The sequence below is a fragment of the Veillonella sp. 3913 genome (assembly GCF_003992235.1).
Lineage (GTDB): Bacteria > Bacillota > Negativicutes > Veillonellales > Veillonellaceae > F0422.
This window is the reverse complement of sequence record NZ_RQVF01000001.1, coordinates 445,972-467,964: the sequence shown is the minus strand read 5'-3', so window position 1 is coordinate 467,964 and position 21,993 is coordinate 445,972. Positions and strand designations below refer to the sequence as shown.

General features: G+C 40.1%; 17 protein-coding genes. 11 read left to right on the top strand and 6 right to left on the bottom strand.

The genetic code is table 11. From position 1 onward, the window contains the following. Nucleotides 1–7: 7 nt before the first annotated feature. The 3 genes from EO113_RS02355 to sufU are packed head-to-tail and all read left to right on the top strand — an operon-like array spanning nt 8 to nt 2,737. The gene (locus tag EO113_RS02355) at nt 8–1,057 is read left to right on the top strand and encodes a SufD family Fe-S cluster assembly protein (protein ID WP_127135458.1); all 1,050 of its coding nucleotides are present in this window, start codon (nt 8–10) and stop codon (nt 1,055–1,057) included. Between the two features lie 14 nt (nt 1,058–1,071). Further along, the gene (locus EO113_RS02350) at nt 1,072–2,301 is read left to right on the top strand and encodes an aminotransferase class V-fold PLP-dependent enzyme (protein WP_127135457.1); all 1,230 of its coding nucleotides are present in this window, start codon (nt 1,072–1,074) and stop codon (nt 2,299–2,301) included. Nucleotides 2,302–2,311: 10 nt separating this feature from the next. Then, entirely contained in the window at nt 2,312–2,737 is a 426-nt protein-coding gene (sufU, locus tag EO113_RS02345; RefSeq protein WP_126938369.1) for a Fe-S cluster assembly sulfur transfer protein SufU, read from the top strand. Between the two features lie 129 nt (nt 2,738–2,866). Here the strand turns inward: sufU and EO113_RS02340 are convergent, their stop codons facing one another. Then, nucleotides 2,867–3,091, bottom strand: a complete 225-nt coding sequence (locus EO113_RS02340; RefSeq protein ID WP_126938562.1) for a (2Fe-2S)-binding protein — start codon at nt 3,089–3,091, stop codon at nt 2,867–2,869. 279 nt (nt 3,092–3,370) lie between these two features. Here EO113_RS02340 and EO113_RS02335 point away from each other — a divergent pair, with 279 nt between their 5' ends. Next, nucleotides 3,371–4,042 (top strand): HAD hydrolase-like protein, encoded by a 672-nt coding sequence (locus EO113_RS02335; protein ID WP_127135456.1) that lies wholly within the window; start codon nt 3,371–3,373, stop codon nt 4,040–4,042. A 217-nt stretch (nt 4,043–4,259) separates the two neighbouring features. Here the strand turns inward: EO113_RS02335 and EO113_RS02330 are convergent, their stop codons facing one another. After that, on the bottom strand, nt 4,260–5,486 hold the full coding sequence (locus EO113_RS02330; protein WP_127135455.1) for an aminopeptidase: 1,227 nt from the start codon (nt 5,484–5,486) through the stop codon (nt 4,260–4,262). An 85-nt stretch (nt 5,487–5,571) separates the two neighbouring features. Here EO113_RS02330 and EO113_RS02325 point away from each other — a divergent pair, with 85 nt between their 5' ends. From EO113_RS02325 to EO113_RS02295, 7 genes are read left to right on the top strand one after another with little or no spacing between them, the layout of a single operon-like run. Then, nucleotides 5,572–6,168 carry a helix-hairpin-helix domain-containing protein gene (locus EO113_RS02325; protein ID WP_127135454.1) on the top strand — a complete coding sequence of 199 codons (597 nt, stop codon included), beginning with the start codon at nt 5,572–5,574 and terminating at the stop codon, nt 6,166–6,168. Further along, nucleotides 6,165–8,375: a ComEC/Rec2 family competence protein gene (locus tag EO113_RS02320; protein ID WP_127135453.1), complete on the top strand. Its 2,211-nt coding sequence runs from the start codon at nt 6,165–6,167 to the stop codon at nt 8,373–8,375. Before EO113_RS02325 ends, EO113_RS02320 begins: the two co-directional genes overlap by 4 nt. A 10-nt stretch (nt 8,376–8,385) precedes the next feature. Then, nucleotides 8,386–9,354 carry a DNA polymerase III subunit delta gene (gene holA / locus EO113_RS02315; protein WP_127135452.1) on the top strand — a complete coding sequence of 323 codons (969 nt, stop codon included), beginning with the start codon at nt 8,386–8,388 and terminating at the stop codon, nt 9,352–9,354. Nucleotides 9,355–9,361: 7 nt separating this feature from the next. Continuing rightward, a complete protein-coding gene (locus tag EO113_RS02310; protein WP_127135451.1) occupies nt 9,362–10,714 on the top strand; it encodes a VanW family protein in 1,353 nt (450 codons plus the stop codon). A gap of 12 nt (nt 10,715–10,726) precedes the next feature. Then, on the top strand, nt 10,727–14,425 hold the full coding sequence (locus EO113_RS02305) for a PolC-type DNA polymerase III (RefSeq protein WP_127135450.1): 3,699 nt from the start codon (nt 10,727–10,729) through the stop codon (nt 14,423–14,425). A gap of 12 nt (nt 14,426–14,437) precedes the next feature. Then, nucleotides 14,438–15,991: a gluconokinase gene (locus tag EO113_RS02300; RefSeq protein ID WP_127135449.1), complete on the top strand. Its 1,554-nt coding sequence runs from the start codon at nt 14,438–14,440 to the stop codon at nt 15,989–15,991. A gap of 17 nt (nt 15,992–16,008) precedes the next feature. Then, nucleotides 16,009–17,328 (top strand): gluconate:H+ symporter, encoded by a 1,320-nt coding sequence (locus tag EO113_RS02295; protein WP_127135448.1) that lies wholly within the window; start codon nt 16,009–16,011, stop codon nt 17,326–17,328. A 49-nt stretch (nt 17,329–17,377) separates the two neighbouring features. Here the strand turns inward: EO113_RS02295 and EO113_RS02290 are convergent, their stop codons facing one another. From EO113_RS02290 to pflB, 4 genes are all read right to left on the bottom strand, one after another. Continuing rightward, a complete protein-coding gene (locus EO113_RS02290) occupies nt 17,378–18,559 on the bottom strand; it encodes a sodium/glutamate symporter (RefSeq protein ID WP_127135447.1) in 1,182 nt (393 codons plus the stop codon). Between the two features lie 241 nt (nt 18,560–18,800). Next, nucleotides 18,801–19,571: a pyruvate formate-lyase-activating protein gene (gene pflA / locus EO113_RS02285; RefSeq protein WP_126940921.1), complete on the bottom strand. Its 771-nt coding sequence runs from the start codon at nt 19,569–19,571 to the stop codon at nt 18,801–18,803. A gap of 6 nt (nt 19,572–19,577) precedes the next feature. Next, nucleotides 19,578–19,817 carry an autonomous glycyl radical cofactor GrcA3 gene (gene grcA3, locus EO113_RS08285; RefSeq protein ID WP_126938357.1) on the bottom strand — a complete coding sequence of 80 codons (240 nt, stop codon included), beginning with the start codon at nt 19,815–19,817 and terminating at the stop codon, nt 19,578–19,580. A gap of 2 nt (nt 19,818–19,819) precedes the next feature. Then, nucleotides 19,820–21,949 carry a formate C-acetyltransferase gene (gene pflB, locus EO113_RS02275; protein ID WP_062403048.1) on the bottom strand — a complete coding sequence of 710 codons (2,130 nt, stop codon included), beginning with the start codon at nt 21,947–21,949 and terminating at the stop codon, nt 19,820–19,822. Nucleotides 21,950–21,993 lie beyond the last annotated feature (44 nt).

Below are 21,993 nucleotides of genomic sequence, written 5' to 3'. Positions count from 1 at the left end.
GGTTAGAATGAGCAACACATTACATTTTAATGAATTGCCTAGACCGACTTTCCGTTGGTTAAAGGTAAATCATACAGAAGGCAATGTATGGGCTGGTACAGAACCGGCAACGGTGACCGTAGAAGGCTCCAAGCACATTGTCACAGATATTACAAATAAAGAAGTATTAGAACCTTCGTATGAAGGGGTTCATGCTGGTGCGTTGCGCGATGCATCTCATCACTTTACACATGGCTATCATATTCAAGTGCCAGCGGGTGCTAAAGAAGCCTTGACTATTGTTATTGATGTGCAAGGTGTGGTGAGTGAAAGAACTCGTTTACAAATCGAGGCTGAAAAAGACTCTACCTTAGAGTTAACGCTTTGCTTGAAAGGTGAAGCTACTGATGGTCATGTAGGATTGCTTTCAGAAATCGTATCTCACACAGGGGCGTCTGTAGTATTCAAAAAAGTTCAATTGTTAACTGGTAAAGTGCAGCAATTTGAACATCGTTATACACGAGTAGAAGAGTCTGGTCATGTAGAGTTCATCAACATTGAGTTGGGTGGATCTGAAAACTTCTTGAATTATCAAGAAGACTTAGTAGGAGACTACGCAGAAGTGGAACATGATTTAGGCTACTGCGGTACTGGTACGCAAGTATTTGATATCGCCATGTTAATGAAACATATCGGTAGAAAAACAATCAGTAACATTAATAACTTAGGTGCATTGAATGGTTCTTCTAAAAAATCATTCCGTGGTACTTTAGATTTCTTGCGTGGTAGCTTGGCATCTGAAGGTGCAGAAGAGGATACATGTTTACTATTAACGCCACAAGTTAAATCCATCTCTTTACCATTGTTATTATGTAAAGAAGATAATGTATCTGGTAATCACGCATCTAGTGCTGGTCAACTAGACCAAGCTAAATTATTCTATTTAATGAGCCGTGGTTTCAACGAAGAGGAAGCAAAACACATCATCGTAGAATCCATGTTACGACCATTGATTGATCGTATTGGCAATGAAGAAATGGAAGAAACTGCCTTAGCAGTACTACGACAAAAAATATAGTTGAGAGGGATAGTATGAAACCAATAGCAGAGGCATATAAAGATTTTCCAATTTTAACAAGAACTCATCGTGGTAAACGCATTGCTTACTTAGATAGTGGTGCCACCACACAAATTCCAGTGCCAGTGATGAAAGCATTAGAAACACATATGGCAAATCATAATGGGAATCCTCATCGTGGGGCCCATGTACTTGCTATGGAAGCATCCGAGGCTTATGAAGGAACTCGTGATGTGGTGCAACGTTTCATCAATGCTCGTAAACGAGAAGAAATTATCTTCACTCGAAATACGACAGAAAGCTTGAACTTAATTGCCCATTCCTATGGACTGAAGCATGTGAAAGCGGGAGATAAAATCGTCATCACTGTGGCGGAGCATCATGCAAATCTTGTGACTTGGCAATATGTATGCCGAATGACAGGGGCTACCTTGGAATATATGTACCTAGATGAAACTGGTCACATTAAAGATGGTGAAATGGATAAAATTGACGCATCTACGAAGATTGTATCTTTTGCCCATGTAAGTAATGTACTAGGTATGGAATTTCCTGTGAAAGAATTGGTAGAACGTGCTCACGCTGTTGGTGCTATCGCTATCCTAGACGGAGCGCAATCAGCTCCCCATCAAGCTATTGATGTGCAAGCTTTAGATTGTGATTTCTTCGTTTTCTCAGGACATAAAATGTGTGCCTCTCAAGGTATTGGTGTTGTATATGGTAAATATCACCTATTAGAAGACATGGATCCATTCTTATTCGGTGGAGACATGATTGAATATGTGAAAGAACAAACTACAACATTCAATGAGGTACCTTATAAATTTGAGGCAGGTACACCGAATGCTCATGGTGCTATCACATTGAAAGCTGCCATTGAGTACTTGGAACAGTTTGGTATGGATGCTATTCATGAATATGAACAAGAATTGGTGCGCTATGTATTACCTAAACTAGCGGCTATGCCACATATTCATTTATTAGGTAGCGCTAATCCAGAAGAAAAGCATGGTGTTATTACCTTCACTGTGGATGATGTACATCCACACGATGTGGCAACCATCATGGATAGCCATGGAGTGTGCTTACGTTCTGGACATCATTGTGCGCAACCACTAGGTGCGTATTATGGGGTACCTGCATCCAACCGTATTAGTATGTACATCTATACTAAAAAAGAAGATTTAGATCAATTTTTGGAAGCCCTAAAAACAGTTCGACCAACCATGGGCTTGTCAGAGTAAGGAGAATACCATGGAAATGGATCAAGTGTATACGGAACTGATTTTGGAGCATAACCAAGACAAGCGTAATAAGCGTTTGTTAGATGTGTTTACTGCTAGCGAGCATGGTCATAACCCAAGTTGTGGTGATGATTTAACATTGCAAGTGAATGTGGTAGACGGCATTGTAAAAGACGCTGCTTATACAGGTTCCGGCTGTGCTATCAGCCAAGCATCGGCATCTATGATGATTGATGTCATTACTGGGAAGTCCCTAGAAGAAGCGTTCCAATTAGTGGACCTTTTCTTAGGAATGATCAAAAAAGAAGTGACAGATGAAGAAGAATTGGAAGCCTTAGAAGATGCTATAGCTTTACAAAATATTTCTAACATGCCTGCCCGTGTTAAATGTGCAGTGCTGGCTTGGCATACATTACGTGAAGCATTAAAGAAATAAATAGAAGGCTGCTACAGAATGGTCTACATTCTTGAGCAGCCTTTTTTGTGTCTTGATTTTATAATCTAAGTGCAACTAAAAAAGATAGGTGATGTGTATCACCTATCCTATGATTCTTATGTCGGTCGATTACCATTGTCCTTCTTGGTGTTCTTTTAATAGTTTTACCACTCTTGGGCCACAGCCTTTACCACCGCATGCACCGGTACCAGCACTAGTGCGCTCTCTAACTTTAGGAAATGTATCGCAACCATCTAAGATGGCTTCTTTAATTGCTTTTCTTGTAATACTACGGCAAGTACAAACTTTTGTTAATTTATCTAAAATGGCCGTAGGAATTTGATTATCTTCCATACTGTCCTCCTATATATAGAAACTTTTCTATATATAGTATACTCTGCAATTCTTGTATTGTAAAGGATGTTCATAAAGCTTTTATAGTATATAAGGTGGATGATTCTGTGTTTTGTGGTTTGCATAGAATATTTTTGGGAGATGGATTAGAATTGGAAAGAGCATATACGAGTTTAGATACTATCATAAGTAATGATATAGTTGAGTTGATGGTAAACTAGGTAATAGTGTGTATATGCACATATAAAATGATATGTTAGATACTATATAGGAGTTAATATGATTTGTGTTATTTTTGATTTAGACGGAACATTAACAGATTCTCATGAGGGGATTTTAAAATCTATACGTCATGCCTTAACGAGCATGAACCATCCGATTCCTGATGAGAAGACATTACAATTATTTATTGGCCCACCGCTGGCAGATTCTTTCAAAGAACATTGCCATATGACAGATGAAGAGGTGGAGCAGGCCTACAACTTCTTCAAAGAACGGTATGATTCTGTAGGGAAATATGAAAATGCAGTATATCCTCAAATTGAGGAAGCCTTAAAAGCACTCCGTAAGACAGGTGCTTATGTTGGGATTGCTACGGCAAAACCAGAAGGGCAAGCGAAGGATATTATTAAGCATTTTAAACTGGATCAATACTTTGAAGTGATTCGTGGAGCCAATCGAGACATTGGCTTAGTACATAAAAAAGATATCTTGCAAGAAGCCTTACAAGATATGAAAAAGGTAACTGAACTAAAATATAAAATCTCTCGTTGGTATATGGTGGGAGATCGTAAATACGATATGGAAGCTGCCAAAGAATTAAACTGTGTGGCTATGGGGGTATCCTATGGCTATGGTTCAGTAGAAGAGCTAGAAACTGCTGGTGCTGATTACATATGTGAAAGTCCATCCGATATATTAGTGAATATTGCGGTGGATACATTGTTATAAGCTCTACATATTAATTTACTATGAGATGCTCATAAGGACCTTAGTTGATACTAGATACGTACATATGAAACTTAGGCAAACAAAAAGAGGCGCATTGCTGTGATGCAATGTACCTCTTTTTTGTATTACTATATGTTAGTCCTTACAGACTCCAATAAGTGGGGAAGTTCTGATGATTGCAAGGGAAACAGTATAGTGTTATGTAAACAGAATTTCCCTATACCTGCAATCTTCCTTCAATCATAATAGGAATTGTTTTCCCATCTTTTGTAGTGCCCATGATGTTCATGTTTTCATGACCAATCATAAAGTCTGTATGTGCTAAGGATGTATTTAGTCCACGAGTACGTAACTCTTCTTGAGATAATCCATCGCTATGTTCCAAACAAGTTGGATAAGCAGCACCCAATGCCAAGTGGCAAGATGCATTTTCATCGTACAAGGTTTCAAAGAAAATCATATTAGATTGACTAATAGGGGAGTAGTGGTCTACAAGAGCTACTTCTCCTAGATAGCAAGAATTTTCATCTGTCTCAATCAGATTTGTTAAATACTCTCGTCCTAGCTTGGCATCGTAGTCAACGACTTTTCCGTCTTTGAATGTGATGTGGAAATCTTCGATACGGTTTCCATCATAGATTAATGGTTTTGTAGAGTACACGATACCGTTGGCGCCAGCATAGTTCGGTGCAGAAAAGACTTCTTCTGTTGGAATATTGGCATCAAAGATGATACCTTTCTTAGAGGCTTCTTTACCACCTAACCATAAGTGACCTTCTGGCATTTGTAAGGTTAAATCTGTACCATTTGGACATGTGTAATGTAGGGACACTAGTTGTAAATCGTTTAGTGTTTTAGTACGTTTCGCTAAGCGATCTAAATGGTTGCCGAAGGATTCTTCTTCTGGTACGTGTTTCATACGACATAAGGTGAAGATAGTATTCCATAAGCGATTAATTTTTTCTTCTTCTGTGCCTTCATAACCAAGTAAATCAGCCCATGTGAGCGTTGCTACAGATGCCACACACCAGGTAAGGGTAGAATCCATGATGGCCTCGTGGTAAAATTTAGTTAACTTACCCATACTACGAGAGGCGAGAGCGATTTTTTCAGAGGGCACACCTTCATAAGCAAATGGATTAGCACTGATTAAGGATAAAATACAGGCATTGGAATCAAGGATATGATGATACATATCTTGAATCCAAGGAGCAGGGTTAGATAAGACTTCATCTTTTACATGGTATAGACGAGATTTAGCCGTGATAGTGCTACGCCAGTTGATGTGTACATCTTTGGCTCCTAATTTGTAGGCTTCGTCTACAACGATATATACAAAATCTTTATTTTCAACATCTCCGTTGATGACCAACAGTTGGTCTTGTTGTAAATTGACACCTTCTTGTAGTAAAAGACGGGCATATTGTTGTAAATCTTCTTTCATAATACCTCCGAATATATACTGGTAGTGAATTTTAAAGGATACGACTCATCTATGACGAACCTTTTGCTTGAAAGGATGTGATAGAATGAAAGTAACAAATCAAAAACGGAATGGCATCATCTTGTGCCTATTCCTACTGTGTGTATGTGGATACTATCTTATTATAGCAGATACACCAATGAAAGGCGATGAATTACCATCAGGTACTCCAAAGATTGTGAGACAGTCAGAAAAAGGGGACCGAGGGGACCCAGTGGAAAAGGAAACGAAAACGAATACAATTTTGGTATATGTTACAGGCGCTGTAGAAGAGCCAGGGGTGTATGAGTTACAAAGTCCTGCGACGGTAAAGGCCGCTATTGAGGCGAGTAAAGGATTATTACCTTACGCAGATGTAAATCGTCTACAGCTACAAGATACCTTAGAAGAAAGTACACATATCCATGTAGACTTTAACTTTCACGGTAGCCCAGAAGAATTATTACGAAAACAAAATATATCCATTAATGATGGATCGGAAGCAGAGTTACAAAAAGTATCTGGTATAGGACCGAAGATGGCTAAGAAGATTGTGGACTATCGTCAAGAGCATGGTCCCTTTAAGAGTTTAGAAGAATTACGACATGTGAAGGGCATAGGACCTGCATTGTATAAAAAAATTGTGGAGAAAGTGCGATTATGAAATGGTTACCAAAGCCAATAGATCTAGGTATGACCAGTGTGTTGGGAATACTGTTAGGCATTTGTATTGGATTATATGAAAATGAATTACATACCTATCTCATGCATTGGTTAAGTATTATTACTACATTTGGTATCCTTGGGATAGTAGGGTTACGTGGGTACGAACAACGTAAGGAACATATGTATAAAATCATACGATATGTGACGGGGTTACTAGGTATTATTTTTGCATTTGCTAGTGTGGGATATATACATACAGATCGAGTTATCACACACTATTTTGAAGATAGACCTTTCTATTATGGTGCCGATTGTGCCTATTATGTACAGTTCACTAGCAATCCACAGCCTACTGTGACATTAGATGGGGTTATGACCATAGTAGATGGTACTGTGGAAGGAATGGATGTTGATAAAAATGGCACTATAGAGCATGTGCCAGCAAAGGGCAGTATCCGAGTATATGTACCAGGAGAACCAACAATTCATATGGGAGACCGCTACATCATTCGTGGTACCGTGAAAGGCTTTACTTATCATGAGCAAAGTGGCGCCTTATCTATGAAAACTAGACATATCAATGATGGATTACAAGGGAATTTGTACCAAGGAACCATAGAAGGTACCTATACAGTAGAGAAGAACCTAGGCATATGGCTAGCTGATACGGGATATGCCCTTGGTGCTTATCTAGATAGAGTCCATCATTGGGTGGCACAACAATTTGAAGAGAATCTAGATCCATCCATTGCTACCTTGGGGTCCTCCCTGGTACTAGGTGGTCAATACGCGATGTTGCCAGAAACGATGGTAAAGTTATTCAGTGAAACGGGGCTTATCCATATTTTGTCGGTATCAGGGTCTCATATTGCCTTGTTATTTCTCATTATTTCGACCTTGTTACAACGGTTGCAGTTACGGAAAGGCATAGACTTTTCTATCACCTGTGCTTTGATCTTATTGTATTGTACAATCGTGGGCTGGAGCCCGCCAGTATTACGCTCTGCCATGATGGGACTATTAAGTGGATATGTAGTTATGCATGGTAGTACTTATAGAGCCTTACATGCTCTCTTACTATCTGCCTTATGTTTGCTGTTGTGGAAACCATTGTTCGCGGTAGATATTAGTTTTGTCTTATCCTTTGGGTCCACCTTGGGCATCATTGGATTGTATCCCTATGTATATCGACTGTTTCCGCCGAATCCTGTCTCAAAAGGTGTGGCTTTATGTATATCCGCACAAGTTCTCATCTTTCCTATAGAACTATATTATTTTCATATCCTCAGCTTTCTTAGTATCTTGTCCAATCTGATTGTAGGTCCCTTGTTAGATATAGCCATCATTGTAGGACTGTGCCTATCTTTGCTCAATGTAGTATTTACCTTTACATTAGGATGGTCCCTCTTAGGGTTCATTCTAAAAGCAAGCATGTCTCTTTTATTTGCTATCCGTAATCTAGGGCTATTGTGGTCACCTCCTATGCCTTTGTGGTTAGTGGTAGTATGGTATATGGGCGTAGGATATGTATATTGGTTACTAGCTTTGAAAGAACCTATTCAAGTGGCATGGAATAGGATTGCTAGCATTGCACTATTAGTACTAGGTATGTTGCCTTTAGGACTATCCTATGTCAAACCAGCGGTACAAGTGGTGCCTATCGCTATCTCTTCAGGACCAGCTTTCATGGTCTGTAAAACAGGCTTTCATAGGGAGGCATACCTCTATATAGATGCTAAGAATGGCGATATTTCACCGCGAGCTATGAAACAATGTGTAGATGCCTTGCATCATCGTGGATTTAGTCAGTGGAATGGTGTCTTTGTAGAGGGGTATCAGAAAGGATATACCCGTGTAGATACCTTAGAACATCTATACAGTAAAGGACAAGCTGGTAAAGAACTAGCACTAGATTGGTTATCTGTACAACTTCACACCAAAGCAGGCTATGAAATTATCGTAACAGGACAGAGAAAGTTTCACTTTCACCCTAGAAAAGAAGAAGAAAAAGTTCAAGAAATAGTGTATAATACTAAGAGAGAAACGAATACAATATATGGCCTCACAGCTAGTAATCAATTGTTGCATTATCAAGAGCAAGGGGCAACGCAGTTTATCGTATGGAATACCTTGCATAGTCAATTTGATGTGGAGGAAGGCGTGTATATTGTAGGCAGTGATGAAGACAATATAGTAACATTATAAGAGGTGACAGATGGTTACATTACTCTATGGAGATGAACCACAATTATTAGAAGAAAAAAAACAGAATCTCTTACATCAATATACAGATCGGACCTTGCTTACCTTGCGTGAGGAGCAAGGTCCCGGTTCTATTTTAGGACAATTACAAGAAGTATCCCTCTTTGGTGAGCCACGAGTATTTTTGCTTGTTCATTTGCCCATCTTTGATAAACCGAAGAAAAAGATGACACCAGAATGGCAAGGTTTGCGAGATTATTTACAAAGTTATAGTGGAGAAGACCCCATTATTCTAGTGTATGCCGAAACTATTGATGGACGGTTGCAAGGAAATAAAGCGTTTTTGGGATCTGTAGAATCCTTTAAGTTTGAAAAAGTAGAGGGAGAAGCTCTCTTTCAGTGGATACAGCAACATTGTAAGGCGCATAAGCAAAAAATAGATCCTGATGGCATGGCATATATACGTGACTTGGTAGATTTGTGGAAAGATGTGCCCTTAGCATTTTTGCGTACAGAATTTGATCGATTGTTCCTCCTACTCAATAAAGGAGAATCCATAACAGCGCTATTTTTAAAGGAGCATATGACGGACTTTGGAGAAAAAAATATTTTCCGCTTTAAAGATGCTTTATTAACGAAAGATGCACGAATATTACTAGATTTATTTCCATCTATGCTTAAGAATAAAAGTGTAGATATGGCGATGGCGTATGTACATAATCAAATGCATTTACAACTCATGGTCAGTGAATGTGCGTTTTATGGGATGACATTACCTGAGATTCAAAGCTTATTTAAGGAAAAAGGGATGAAAGCCAACCCCTATACAATCAAATTAGCCTATGAAGCTCGCCGAAAAATTCAAATTCCAGCGGTGGCAGCATTGATTAGCCAGTTGTATCATTTAATTTTGCAAAGCCGCCAAGGTATAGCAGATATGAGTCAATTTCAAGATATATGTTTAGCCTATTGTGCAAACTAGGAGAAGTATGAAAGGAAAGTATATTGTCACTGTGGCAGCCTTCGTAGCTGTCGTGGGAGGATCTGTAACAGGGCTTGCATGGCCTACAGGAAAGACTATTTATGGATTAACTATAGACGGTCATAGTCTATCCCATCAAAGCATGGATGAAGTAGATAGCTACTTACAAGAGCGGAATACACAATCACAATTGATTCGCATAGTGGATCCTAAGGGAAAAGAAACAACCGTGAATTTGGCAGATTTAGGGGTTACCATAGATAGGGTGGGAACCTTAACCGATGTAATGGATTATGGCTATGAAAGTGATGTCATGACCTATGTCATGCACCGAGTAGATGCATTACTTCATGGAAAAGCGATGAATATTCGCTATAAAGTAGATGGACCAGTGGCTGAGTCGTATTTTTTGAATTATGCAAAGGCCATGGGACAAGTAGGGGCCAATGCCACTGTTACTTTAGAAGGTAACACAGTGGTACATCAGCCTGCTAAGGTAGGCCGTAAGTTAGATGTGACAGCTACTATGAAACGATTGCAAGAACAACTGCAAGAAGGAAAGGTAGAGACCTTAGAACTTGTTATTAATGAGTCTGCACAGCCTACGATTACAGATAAAGATTTAGTGTCTATTACTTCTATCTTAGGCTCTTATACAACGTATTTTAATGGTGCGAATACAAGTCGTGCTCATAATATTCATTTGGCAGCGCAGAAGATTCATCAAACCTTGATTCCAGCAGGGGGCATTTTCTCCTTCAATCAAGTCGTAGGAGAGCGAACGGCTGAAGCGGGTTACGATGATGCACCGGTATTCATGGGTGGTCGTTTAGTACCAGGTATTGGTGGTGGTATCTGCCAAGTGAGTTCCACTCTATTTAATACAGCACTGTTATCGGGTATGGATATTGTAGAGCGTGATACGCACTTTGCGCCGGTGTCTTACATTCCAGTTGGCTTAGATGCTACTGTGGCGTGGGGATATATAGATTTTCAATTTAAAAACCCTTATTCCCATCCTATCTATGTGATTGCCGAAGAAGGCGCTGGCTATGTGACCATTACTATCTTAGGTGCCAAGGAGAATGTACCACAGTCTGTAACGATTACGAAAGGTAAAGAGCAGAAAATTCCTAATAAAAAGGTAGAAAAAATTGATGATACTGTAAAAGAAGAAACTATTGAAGAAACTGGTCATGAGGGAATTTCCGTAGATACGACAAGAACTATTGTGTATGGTGATGGTCGATCTTCTACGTATACATTTAATTCTTATTATGATCCAGTGGATCGTGTCGTTGTCACAGGACCTAATGTGGTGAAAAAAGCTAACGCTGAACCGGTGAAGTCAAATCCGTAAGGGAGACGTACTATGAAATGTTATCATATGGTACTAAAGGGAGAGTCTAAAGTAGACTTTCACTTTTACTTAAAAAACGGAAAATTGCATATATTTGGTTCTCAGTCGATAGGAACATTAGATAAGGCAGTACAAGCACGTATTGAAGAAATCTGTCACAGTATTGGTTGCACTTATGAGCTTGTAGATACAGAGGATTTTAGGAACCAAATTGTTCTTACTCGTATACCTAATGCAACAGAAGAGACTCCTTTTGTATCTAATCTAGATAATAAAGGGCTAGAAGATACAGAGTATCTTTTTTTACAACAGGCGAATGAAGTAGCAGATTACGATATCTATTGGGATATGGATGAAGAGAATCGATTTGATGAAATGGAACTCTATGTAAGTCGTGATGGTACGATCAAAACTTCATCGGATTATGATGATTTATACGAGGCACCGGTAGTCATAGATCGACCTAATACGCCAACTCCAACGGCAATGGGGAGTTCTCCTTATCCTATGAGAAGACGGAAGTTAACTACGGAAGATGGTATGCTATTAGGTCCTGCTTTTGATGAATCAGATACGCATCGAACAGATGATTTCTTTGTGAGAACCGGAGAAAACGTTGTTATCTCTGGGTACTTTCACAGTTTAGATATACGAGAAATTCGCCCTAAAGAAGATAGCAAGGCTGTACAAAAAGCTCGCGAAAAAGGTGAGGAACCCAAAAAGCGGTATATCATTACAGGTCATCTAGTGGATGACCATAATAGTTTGGCTATTAAACGGTTTACTAGCCCTTCTGAAGATGGCCCCAAGCTATTAAAAATTTTAAAATCTGTTGGGAAGGTACAGATCAAAGGGGAAGTTATCTATGATGAGCAATTTGTACGTGATTATGTGTTAAATATGGATTCCATCCGTCCTGTGGAGGATACGGGTAATGCAAAACGCACAGATACCCATGAGGAAACAAGGGTAGAACTTCATTTGCACACGAAAATGTCCGAGAAAAATGCCTTAGTGGCAGTGAAAGACATCGTAAACCGTGTGAAAGAATGGGGACATCCAGCGGTAGCGATTACCGATCATGGGGTGGTACAAGCATTTCCAGAAGCTCAGGCCTATTCTTTGGAAAAAGGCGTGAAGATCCTCTATGGCGTAGAGGCTTATTTGATTGAAAAAGAGGACCAAGCCGTACCACATCATATCATTATATTTGCAAAAAATATGGTAGGTTTGCGGAATCTGTATAAGATGATTTCCATAAGCCATTTAAACTATTTTGATGAGTACCCAAGATTGCCAAGAGCTGTCATTGAAGATCATCGTGAAGGGATTCTTATAGGAACATCTTGTAAATCTGGAGAATTGATTCAAGCCATGGCACATGGTGCCACCGATGAAGAGTTACAAGAGATTGTTAGATTTTATGATTATTTAGAAATTCAACCTCATGATAATTATAAGAGCTTTATTAAAGAAGGCTTGTTAAAACATGAGGAAGACTTAAAAAACATAAATCGTCGTATCGTTGCTTTAGGGGAGACATTGCAAATGCCAGTCGTAGCTACAGGGAATGTGCATTATATGGACCCTAAAGATAAGATGTATCGTGAAATCATGCTCACAGCAAGCGGTGAGAAAGATGCCAAAGACAAAGCGGACCAGCATATGCGTACTACTGATGAAATGTTGGAAGAGTTTGCCTACTTAGGAGAAGACATTGCTTACCAAGTGGTAGTCACCAATACCAGAGCATTGGAACAAAGTATAGATTATATCATACCTATTCCAAATGGTACCTATTCTCCGAAAATCGAAGGGGCCGATAAAGCCTTAGAAGATATGTGCTATGCGAAAGCAAAGTCTATCTATGGAGATCCTTTGCCTAAAACAGTGCAGGACCGTTTAGATTATGAGCTTAAAAGTATCATAGGCAATGGTTTCGGCGTGTTATATTATATCGCCCATAAACTAGTAAAAAAATCCTTAGATGATGGGTACCTTGTAGGGTCTCGTGGTTCCGTAGGGTCTTCCTTCGTAGCTACCATGGCAGATATTACGGAAGTTAATCCACTAGAACCGCATTATGTGTGTCCACAGTGTAAGTGGAGTGAGTTCTATTTAAAAGGGGAATATGCAGGGGGCTTTGACTTACCACGTCGTAATTGCCCTGAGTGCGGTACGCCACTCATCGCCAATGGACACGATATTCCCTTTGCTATCTTTATGGGATTCCATGGGGATAAGGTACCAGATATTGACTTGAACTTCTCTGGAGATTACCAAGGTCGTGCCCATAAATATACGGAAGAATTGTTCGGACGAGATAATGTATTTAGAGCGGGAACAATCGGTACCATTGCGGATAAAACGGCTATTGGCTACGCTTACAAATATGCAGATGTCAATGATTTACAAAAACGACGAGGTTTTATAGAAAAGCTATCCACAGGATTTACAAAAGTAAAGAATACTACGGGACAACATCCAGGAGGCATTATGGTTTGCCCTCGAGATATGGATGTACATCATTTCACACCCGTTCAATATCCAGCCAATAAAAAAGAAAGTGGTATTATTACCACACACTTTGACTATCACTCGATTGAAGGTCGTATGACCAAGCTAGATATACTGGGCCATGATGATCCTACCATCATTCGTATGTTGGAAGATATGACAGGTATTCCGTCTACGAGTATTCCTTTTGATGATCCTGCTACATTAAGTTTATTCTCCTCAACAAAAGCCTTAGGTTTGACACCAGCTCAATTGCAAGGAGATAAAGTAGCGACCTTGGCAGTACCTGAATCAGGTACTGGGTTCGTACGGGCCATGTTAGAAGATTCTAAGCCACAAACTTTTTCGGACTTAGTGCGGATTTCTGGTTTCTCCCATGGTACCAATGTATGGGTAGATAATGCACAAACTTTGATTAAAACTGGGACTTGTAAATTGAATGAAGCTATCTCTACCCGTGACGATATTATGAACTTTTTGCGCAACCATGGGGTAGCAGATAATGTAGCTTTTTCCGTCATGGAAAATGTGCGTAAAGGGAAAGGTATCGAAAAGCGGAATAAAGAGGGGATTGCTCAAACAGATTATGAAGACCAAATGCGAGCAGCGCAAGTGCCAGAGTGGTTTATTGCATCTTGTAAAAAGATTTCCTATCTATTCCCTCGGGCTCATGCAGTGGCTTACGTTATGATGGCATTCCGCATTGCGTGGTACAAGATTAATTATCCATTGGCTTTCTATGCATCATATTTTTCTATTCGGGCGAAAGCCTTTGACTTGAAAATTATGATGGGTTCCTTAGAAGAGCAGCAACAAGAATTTAAACGGTTAAAAGCCTTAGCTGCGAAGTATGAAGCATCACCAAAGGAAAAAGATTTAATGTCTGCCTTAGAGGTATCCTTGGAAATGAAACAGCGAGGTTACTCTTTCGCCAATGTAGAGTTATACAAATCACAAGCAAGACGATTTATGATTAAAGATGAAACATCTTTATTGCCGCCATTTGTGGCTGTTACTAGCTTAGGTGAAAAGGTAGCGGATGCCATCGTAGAAGAACGAGAACAGGCGGAGTTTTTGTCTATTAAAGATTTGCGAAGACGTACAAAAATGTCTCAAACCATTGCTAACCGCATGGTAGAATTAGGTTGCTTAGGTGACTTACCAGAAGACGAACAAATGAGTTTATTTGGATGATAGGAGGTATATATGTCAGAAGTTAGAGAAGCAGTATGGATCGGCGTTGATGTGGGAACTACAGGCGTACGTGCTATGGCGTATACAGCACAAGGTAAATCGGTAGCTGTACGAGATGCTTTTTATCCATTAGAAACACCACAATATGATCGAGCAGAACAGAATCCTCAACAGATTTATGATGCGGCAGAAGAAGTCATTGCTGGAGTAGTCAAAGAGTTACAATATAAACTAGTTACCATATCCGGGATTGCTTTGAGTTCAGTCATGCATAGTTTTATCCCTCAAGATGAACAGTTTGACTTATTAGGGAATATGATTACCTGGGCGGATAGCAGAAGTTCCAACATTGTACACCGCATGGAACAAGACGAAGCGTGCAAACAATTCTACTTTAGAACAGGCTGCCCGTTACATGCATCCTATCCATTGGCTAAAATCATATGGGTCAAAGAAAATCAACCTGAAATCTTTGCTCGCATGGCTCATATTGGATCTATTAAAGATTACATGTTCCGATTGATGACAGGAGAATGGGTTACTGATAAGTCAGTAGCATCTAGTTCTGGTTTATTTAATGCCTTTACAGAAACTTGGGACTCTGAGATTTTAGACTATGTAGGGATTCAAGAAGTGCAACTGCCTAAGGTGGTATCCACAACATATAGTGGTAAGTTACTAGCCAACGTAGCAGAACGATTGGGTTTACCTGTGAATACGCCTGTTGTCATCGGTGCTACTGATGGAGTACTGGTGAATGTAGGTATTGGCGCTGTTTCTAAAGGGCAATTAAGTGCTACTATAGGTACATCTGGTGCGATACGCATGCTCACAGAAAAGCCGCAAATGGATCCAAAAGGTCGCACTTGGTGCTATAATTTAACAGATACCATGTGGGTGGCTGGTGGAGCTATCAACAATGGAGGTATGATTTTGCGTTGGATGCGTGATCGGATCCTACATTATCATGGCTCTCAAATGGAACAACTATCGGTGGACCCTTATGATTTAATGACTATGAAAGCAAGACATGTACCAGCTGGATCTGGTGGATTGCTATTAATGCCATATTTTACTGGTGAAAGAGCTCCGTACTGGAACTCAGACTTGCGTGGTGCATTCGTAGGCTTATCCTTAAACCATAGTCGTTCTTACATGATTCGTGCCACAATGGAAGGCATTTGTTATAGCTTACGTTTTGTTCTTGATGCATTGCGTGAGTTTGAAGATGTGAAAGATATCCGTATCAGTGGTTCTTTCACTAAATCTGAACTGTGGGTACAAATTATGAGTGATATATTCGGTGAACATATTACCTTACCAAATAATAGTGAAGGCGCCTCCTTTGGTGCCGCTGTATTAGGGTTTATTTCTGATGGAACTTTATCAGATATTAAAGATACAGCTGAGTTAGTGCAGCCTGAATGTATCTATCACCCTAAGGAGCAGAATCAAACGGTATATGACGAACTTTTCTCTATTTATGAAAGTTTGTATATTCATATGAAAGACGATTTGGCACGTCTTGTTCAGTTCCAAAAGGAACATCCGTTCAGTCGTTTATAATTAGAAAGGAGACTTACATGCCATTAATTATTCTCGCATTAGGAATTATTTTACTATTTTTCCTAATTGTAAAAGTAAAGATGAATAGCTTTTTATCATTGCTATTAGTCTGTGTATTATTAGCCTTTGGAGAGGGATTACCTATCGATAAGATTTTCCCAACTATTCAAAAAGGCTTAGGAGCTACCTTAGGGGGCTTAACCATCGTAGTAGGTTTCGGCGCTATTTTAGGTAAATTGATGGCCGATAGCGGTGGAGCGCAACGTATTGCGACTACATTGATTAATATGTTTGGCCGTAACAATGTAAGATGGGCTGTATGTTTAACTGGATTCATTGTAGGGATTGCTTTATTCTATGAAATCGGCTTCGTCTTATTGATTCCTTTAATCTTTACCATTGCTAAATCCGCGGATATTCCATTGTTAGAGGTTGGTATGCCAATGGTTGCAGCTTTATCTGTAACGCATGGTTTCTTGCCGCCACATCCAGGTCCAACAGCGATTTCTGTATTATTCAATGCAGACATTGGACTAACGTTGGTATATGGTATCTTAATCGGTATTCCAACAGTTATTTTGGCAGGTCCTGTATTGTACAATACGGTGAAAGATATTAAAACAGATATCCCAGAAGGTCTTCACAATGATAAAGACTTTACAGAAGAGGAAATGCCATCCTTTGGAGTATCCATCTTTACTGCCTTAGTACCAGTTATCTTGATGGCAGCGACAGCTATCGGTAAAATGATGAACTTGCCAAAAGCATCTCCAGCAATGGTTATTCTTAACTTCATTGGTGATCCATCTGTGGCATTAACAATTTCCTTGATCATTGCCTTCTATACATTTGGCTTCGCTCGAGGCAAATCTATGAAAGAGATTATGGCTACTTCTGAAAAAGCAATTTTAACAGTAGCTATGATTTTATTCGTTGTAGGTGCTGGTGGAGCCTTAAAACAAGTATTAATCGATAGCGGTGTAGGAACCTATATTGGTGAACTTGTGATGCAAGTGAATGTATCTCCACTAGTACTAGCTTGGTTAATTGCTGTGGTTATCCGTATTGCTGTAGGCTCTGCTACAGTAGCAGCCATGACAGCTGGTGGCATCGTAGCCCCATTGATTCCATTAACAGGTGTAAGCCCTGAATTGATGGTAATCGCAGTCGGTGCTGGTTCAGTATTCTTTAGCCCACCAAATGACCCAGGATTCTGGTTATTCAAAGAATTCTTCGGATTGTCTGTAAAACAAACATTGCGCTCTTGGTGTATGGTGGAAACAGTGATTGCTGTATGTGGATTGATTGGTGTAGAAATCATTAATCTATTCTTATAATAAAACATCCCCAGTCCAGTATATGGATTGGGGATTTTGTTATATGTGTTTACCAATAGAACTGCATGATCCAATGCAAGATAGGAATACCGAACACATTGATTAATACGGTAGCAGTAATTGGCACTACAAGGAAAGCTTTTACAGATTTTCTGTAGCGACCACCAAGGGTTGCGATGGTTGCCACTGTGTTTGGTGTGATGCCTAAGCCGTGACCAAGGAGAGCGGCGCCGATGACAACACCGTCGTAATCTTTACAGAGTACAGGAAATACGATGAATCGTGTGAATAGAATAATCGCAATCACTTGTACAACCAGAATCACAAGCATTGGTCCTGTCAAAGATCGTAATGCGATTACAGGTATACTCATAAATACAGTGGTTAAGAAGATAGTAATACTAATTTGACTGAATAAGGCAATAGCTTTAGAATTGATAAATGTCTGTCCCATTGCATCACCACCATTACGGATGAGGATGGCTAATAACATAGATACGATGAACGTAGGAATATGTAATCCGAAGGTATCTAATAAGTAGTGGGAACCACCGATGCCGGTGCTGACACAGATAAGGACTAACAATAAGTTGACGATAATCCCAATCGGTGTGGGTGCTGGTGAATCTGGTGGAGGAGGGGCAGTTTCATAGCGATTGAACTTTTCGATTAAATATTGTCCCATAGGACCGCCGATGAATACACCAACAATGGTAGTGAAAGCAATGATTCCATGTGCTACCGTTTCACCATTTAAGGCATTCCCTAAATCATGACCTAAGGCAGAGACAAAGTTGTAACTACTTTCAAGAGAAAGAGAACCTAATAAAATGGCATAGTGTTTATCTAATCCGAACAAACTCGCTAGTCCTAAGCCAATGCTAATTTGCATAATCACAAGTAAAGTGCTCATGCCCCAGTAGCGAGGGATAGCTTTTAGAGAAGAGGTACAAATTTGCACCGGTGCTACTAGGCCCATGGTAGCGAAGAATGCCACCATAGCGGGAACAAGAACAGCTTTGTCCAAAGTAATTAGGATAAGACCAGAAATTTGTAATAGGAATACAAGCACGGCTACGGTTAAACCGCCAATAGCAGGGACTGGGATAGCCCAACGATGCAAGATATTGATGTGCTTGTGCATGAAGGTGCCCAGTAAAAAGGAAAAGAGTGAGAGTATGACCGTTTCTACGGCGCCAAGGTGTAATTGTAGCATGTACGACGATGCCATGAAATGCCTCCTAACTTTAGATACAAAAGACTATGATGGTGCAATGGTACACATAGGATTCACTTGAACCATAAATCATAGTGTTACAGTCTGAAATAATACCTTCCCATTATACAACGATTTACCTAATATGTAAAAGTTATCCATAAGAAATAAATATTAATATATGAACAAGAAAAAGCGCACCGTCCACGAGGGATAGTGCGCTTTTATGAAAGATCAGGAAAGTATTGTTATGAGTTTAACTTTCAGGTGTTTTAAGAGGACACCATAAACCTCGGCGGTAGTCGCGTATTCCAGAAAGGACAACGCGGAGTGCACGCTGTGCGTCAGCTTTTGAGAGGGGCGGGATTCCATCTAAGCGATAGGAAATGCCAAGACTTTCATATTTATTAACCCCCATGACGTGGTAAGGTAAGCAATCTACGGCTTTCAAATGTTTGAAAGCACCTAGAAAGAAACCAAGCCGATACCAGCGATCGCGATTATCTGTGATGGTTGGGACTACCACGTGGCGTACCCAAAAATCGGTACCCTGTTCGTCTATAAACTTAGCGAACTCTAGGACCGCATCATTAGGTTTGCCGGTTAGTGTTTCGTGTATAGAGGAATCGATCTCTTTCACATCAAGAATGACTAAATCCGTTACGTCAAGAAGCAGTTTGTACTCTCTAGCCTGTTCTTGTGTGTAGCAAATCCCGCTTGTATCTAAACAAGTATGAATTCCCTTTCCATGAAAGAAAGTAAAGAGTTCGATAATAAAAGGGAGTTGCAACAATGCTTCGCCACCAGTGACAGTAATGCCTCCAGTGATATAAAAGTCACGATTCCTTTCAAATTGTGTCCACACATCTGCCACAGTCATCTCTTGGGCATACGTAGAGGGATCCCAAGTGTCTGGATTATGGCAATAGGCACATCGCAATGGGCAACCTTGGAGGAACAAGACAAATCGCATGCCTGGGCCATCGACAGTACCCATGGTCTCAATGGAATGAATGCGACCTACCATAGTGCATTACATGGATTGATGGAATGTACGGGAGATCACTTCGTCTTGTTGAGCTTTTGTCAACTTGTTGAAATGAACAGCGTAACCAGAAACACGGATCGTCAATTGTGGATACAATTCAGGATGTTTTTGAGCATCTAATAATGTTTCACGATTGAATACGTTTACGTTTAAATGGTGGCCGCCTTTTTTGCTGTACCCATCTAACAATTGTACTAAATTATCAACTTGTTGTTCGTTAGTCATATTTACTCCTTTTCTTCAGGGAAAGTAACATTTGGCTCACGACACGCTAGATTTTCACAACCATCGGCTAAGGCATGTTCAATGTTGCCTAGGTCTATGTCTAAATCTAAGTCGCCTAGTGTCACCATAGACTCTCCAGATTTACCTAGAGAATCTGGAATAATAGAGAATGTATTAGAAATACCATCGCAACAATCACGCCATGGCATTTTAGCAACAGATGCAAGGGAAGAGATAGCACCGTGTTCGTCACGACCATGCATAGGGTTGGCACCCGGAGCAAATGGAATACCTGCTTTACGTCCGTCAGGAGTAGCACCAGTGGCATTACCGTATACCACATTGGATGTAATCGTCAAGAGTGACATGGTTGGCACGGATTGACGATAGGTTGGATGTTTACGAATCTTATTCATAAAACCAGATACCACTGTAGCAGCTAAATCATCTACACGATCATCATCATTACCATATTTAGGGAATTCGCCTTCAATTTCAAAATCAATAGCAATACCGTTTTCATCGCGAATTGGTTTTACTTTCGCATATTTAATAGCAGATAGAGAATCGGCTACTACGGAAAGTCCAGCAATACCTGTGGCAAACCAACGAGTGACTTTACGGTCATGCAATGCCATTTCTAATTTTTCATAGGCGTATTTGTCATGCATGTAATGAATGATGTTTAAGGCGTTCACATACACACCTGCTAACCATTCCGTCATATCTTCAAAGCGTTCCATCACTTCATCGAAGTCAAGGTATTCTGAAGTAATAGGGCGGAATTTTGGACCTACTTGTTTTTTCAGCTTTTCATCTACGCCACCATTGATAGCATATAGTAAGGCTTTCGCCAAGTTACAGCGAGCGCCAAAGAATTGCATTTCTTTACCGATACGCATAGGGGATACGCAGCAAGCAATCGCGTAATCATCACCGGAGTTAGGGCGCATGATTTCGTCGTTCTCATATTGAATGGAAGATGTTGCAATAGAGAGTTTCGCACAGAACTTTTTGAAACCTTCAGGAAGGGAAGGAGACCAAAGTACTGTTAGGTTTGGTTCAGGAGCAGGACCAAGGTTTTGCAATGTATGTAGGACACGGAATGCCGTTTTAGACACTAATGTACGTCCGTCAGTGCCCATACCACCGATAGACTCAGTTGTCCATACAGGATCACCAGTAAATAAATTGTTGTATTCATGGATACGTGCGAAACGAACCATGCGCAATTTCATAATGAAGTGATCCACCATTTCTTGGATTTGTTCTTCTGTATATTTACCAGATTTCAAATCACGTTCTGCATAGATGTCCAAGAAAGTGGAGTTACGTCCGATAGACATAGCTGCACCATTTTGTTCTTTGATAGCACCCAAATAGCCAAAGTATAGCCATTGGATAGCTTCTTTTACATCGGTAGCAGGTTTGGAGATATCAAATCCGTAGGACGCAGCCATTTCTTTTAACTCTTTCAAAGAACGGATTTGATCTCGAATTTCTTCGCGGTCACGAATGACATCTGGCATCATATCGCCCATGGTGATATTGAATTGATCTTCTTTATCCTTGATCAAATAATCTACACCATATAAGGCTACACGGCGATAATCACCGATAATTCGGCCGCGGCTATACGCGTCAGGTAGGCCCGTAATAATGTGAGCAGAGCGAGCAGCTCGCATCTCAGGTGTATATACATCAAATACACCATCATTATGTGTCTTACGATGAGTTTTAAAGAACGCTTCAAGAGTTGGATCCATTTTGTAACCATACTCTTCGATAGCACTTTTAGCAGTTCGTAAACCACCATAAGGGAACATGGCACGTTTTAAAGGATAATCAGTTTGAAGACCAACAATTTGTTCATCTTCTTGAATAATATATCCAGGGGCATGCGCCGTAATATGAGTTGCTACATCAGTGTCTGCATCGATGACAGAACCTTTTTGTCGTTCTTCCTCATATAAATCTAATACCCGTTGCCAAAGTCTAGTAGTTCGTTCTGTAGGACCTACTAGAAAAGAATCATCGCCTACATAAGGCACATAGTTTCGTTGGATAAAATCGCGTACGTCCACGGACTTATCCCATACACCTGTATTGAAGTCTTTCCATGCTTGTTGCATAATATACCTCCAAATACACATTAAAACGTAACCCATAGGGTTAA

What these genes read in the sequence shown, in the direction of transcription:
- EO113_RS02355 (WP_127135458.1), top strand. Translation starts at nt 8, where the DNA reads ATGAGCAACACATTACATTTTAATGAATTGCCTAGACCGACTTTCCGT.
- EO113_RS02350 (WP_127135457.1), top strand. Translation starts at nt 1,072, where the DNA reads ATGAAACCAATAGCAGAGGCATATAAAGATTTTCCAATTTTAACAAGA.
- sufU (WP_126938369.1), top strand. Translation starts at nt 2,312, where the DNA reads ATGGAAATGGATCAAGTGTATACGGAACTGATTTTGGAGCATAACCAA.
- EO113_RS02340 (WP_126938562.1), bottom strand. Translation starts at nt 3,091, where the DNA reads ATGGAAGATAATCAAATTCCTACGGCCATTTTAGATAAATTAACAAAA.
- EO113_RS02335 (WP_127135456.1), top strand. Translation starts at nt 3,371, where the DNA reads ATGATTTGTGTTATTTTTGATTTAGACGGAACATTAACAGATTCTCAT.
- EO113_RS02330 (WP_127135455.1), bottom strand. Translation starts at nt 5,486, where the DNA reads ATGAAAGAAGATTTACAACAATATGCCCGTCTTTTACTACAAGAAGGT.
- EO113_RS02325 (WP_127135454.1), top strand. Translation starts at nt 5,572, where the DNA reads ATGAAAGTAACAAATCAAAAACGGAATGGCATCATCTTGTGCCTATTC.
- EO113_RS02320 (WP_127135453.1), top strand. Translation starts at nt 6,165, where the DNA reads ATGAAATGGTTACCAAAGCCAATAGATCTAGGTATGACCAGTGTGTTG.
- holA (WP_127135452.1), top strand. Translation starts at nt 8,386, where the DNA reads ATGGTTACATTACTCTATGGAGATGAACCACAATTATTAGAAGAAAAA.
- EO113_RS02310 (WP_127135451.1), top strand. Translation starts at nt 9,362, where the DNA reads ATGAAAGGAAAGTATATTGTCACTGTGGCAGCCTTCGTAGCTGTCGTG.
- EO113_RS02305 (WP_127135450.1), top strand. Translation starts at nt 10,727, where the DNA reads ATGAAATGTTATCATATGGTACTAAAGGGAGAGTCTAAAGTAGACTTT.
- EO113_RS02300 (WP_127135449.1), top strand. Translation starts at nt 14,438, where the DNA reads ATGTCAGAAGTTAGAGAAGCAGTATGGATCGGCGTTGATGTGGGAACT.
- EO113_RS02295 (WP_127135448.1), top strand. Translation starts at nt 16,009, where the DNA reads ATGCCATTAATTATTCTCGCATTAGGAATTATTTTACTATTTTTCCTA.
- EO113_RS02290 (WP_127135447.1), bottom strand. Translation starts at nt 18,559, where the DNA reads ATGGCATCGTCGTACATGCTACAATTACACCTTGGCGCCGTAGAAACG.
- pflA (WP_126940921.1), bottom strand. Translation starts at nt 19,571, where the DNA reads ATGGTAGGTCGCATTCATTCCATTGAGACCATGGGTACTGTCGATGGC.
- grcA3 (WP_126938357.1), bottom strand. Translation starts at nt 19,817, where the DNA reads ATGACTAACGAACAACAAGTTGATAATTTAGTACAATTGTTAGATGGG.
- pflB (WP_062403048.1), bottom strand. Translation starts at nt 21,949, where the DNA reads ATGCAACAAGCATGGAAAGACTTCAATACAGGTGTATGGGATAAGTCC.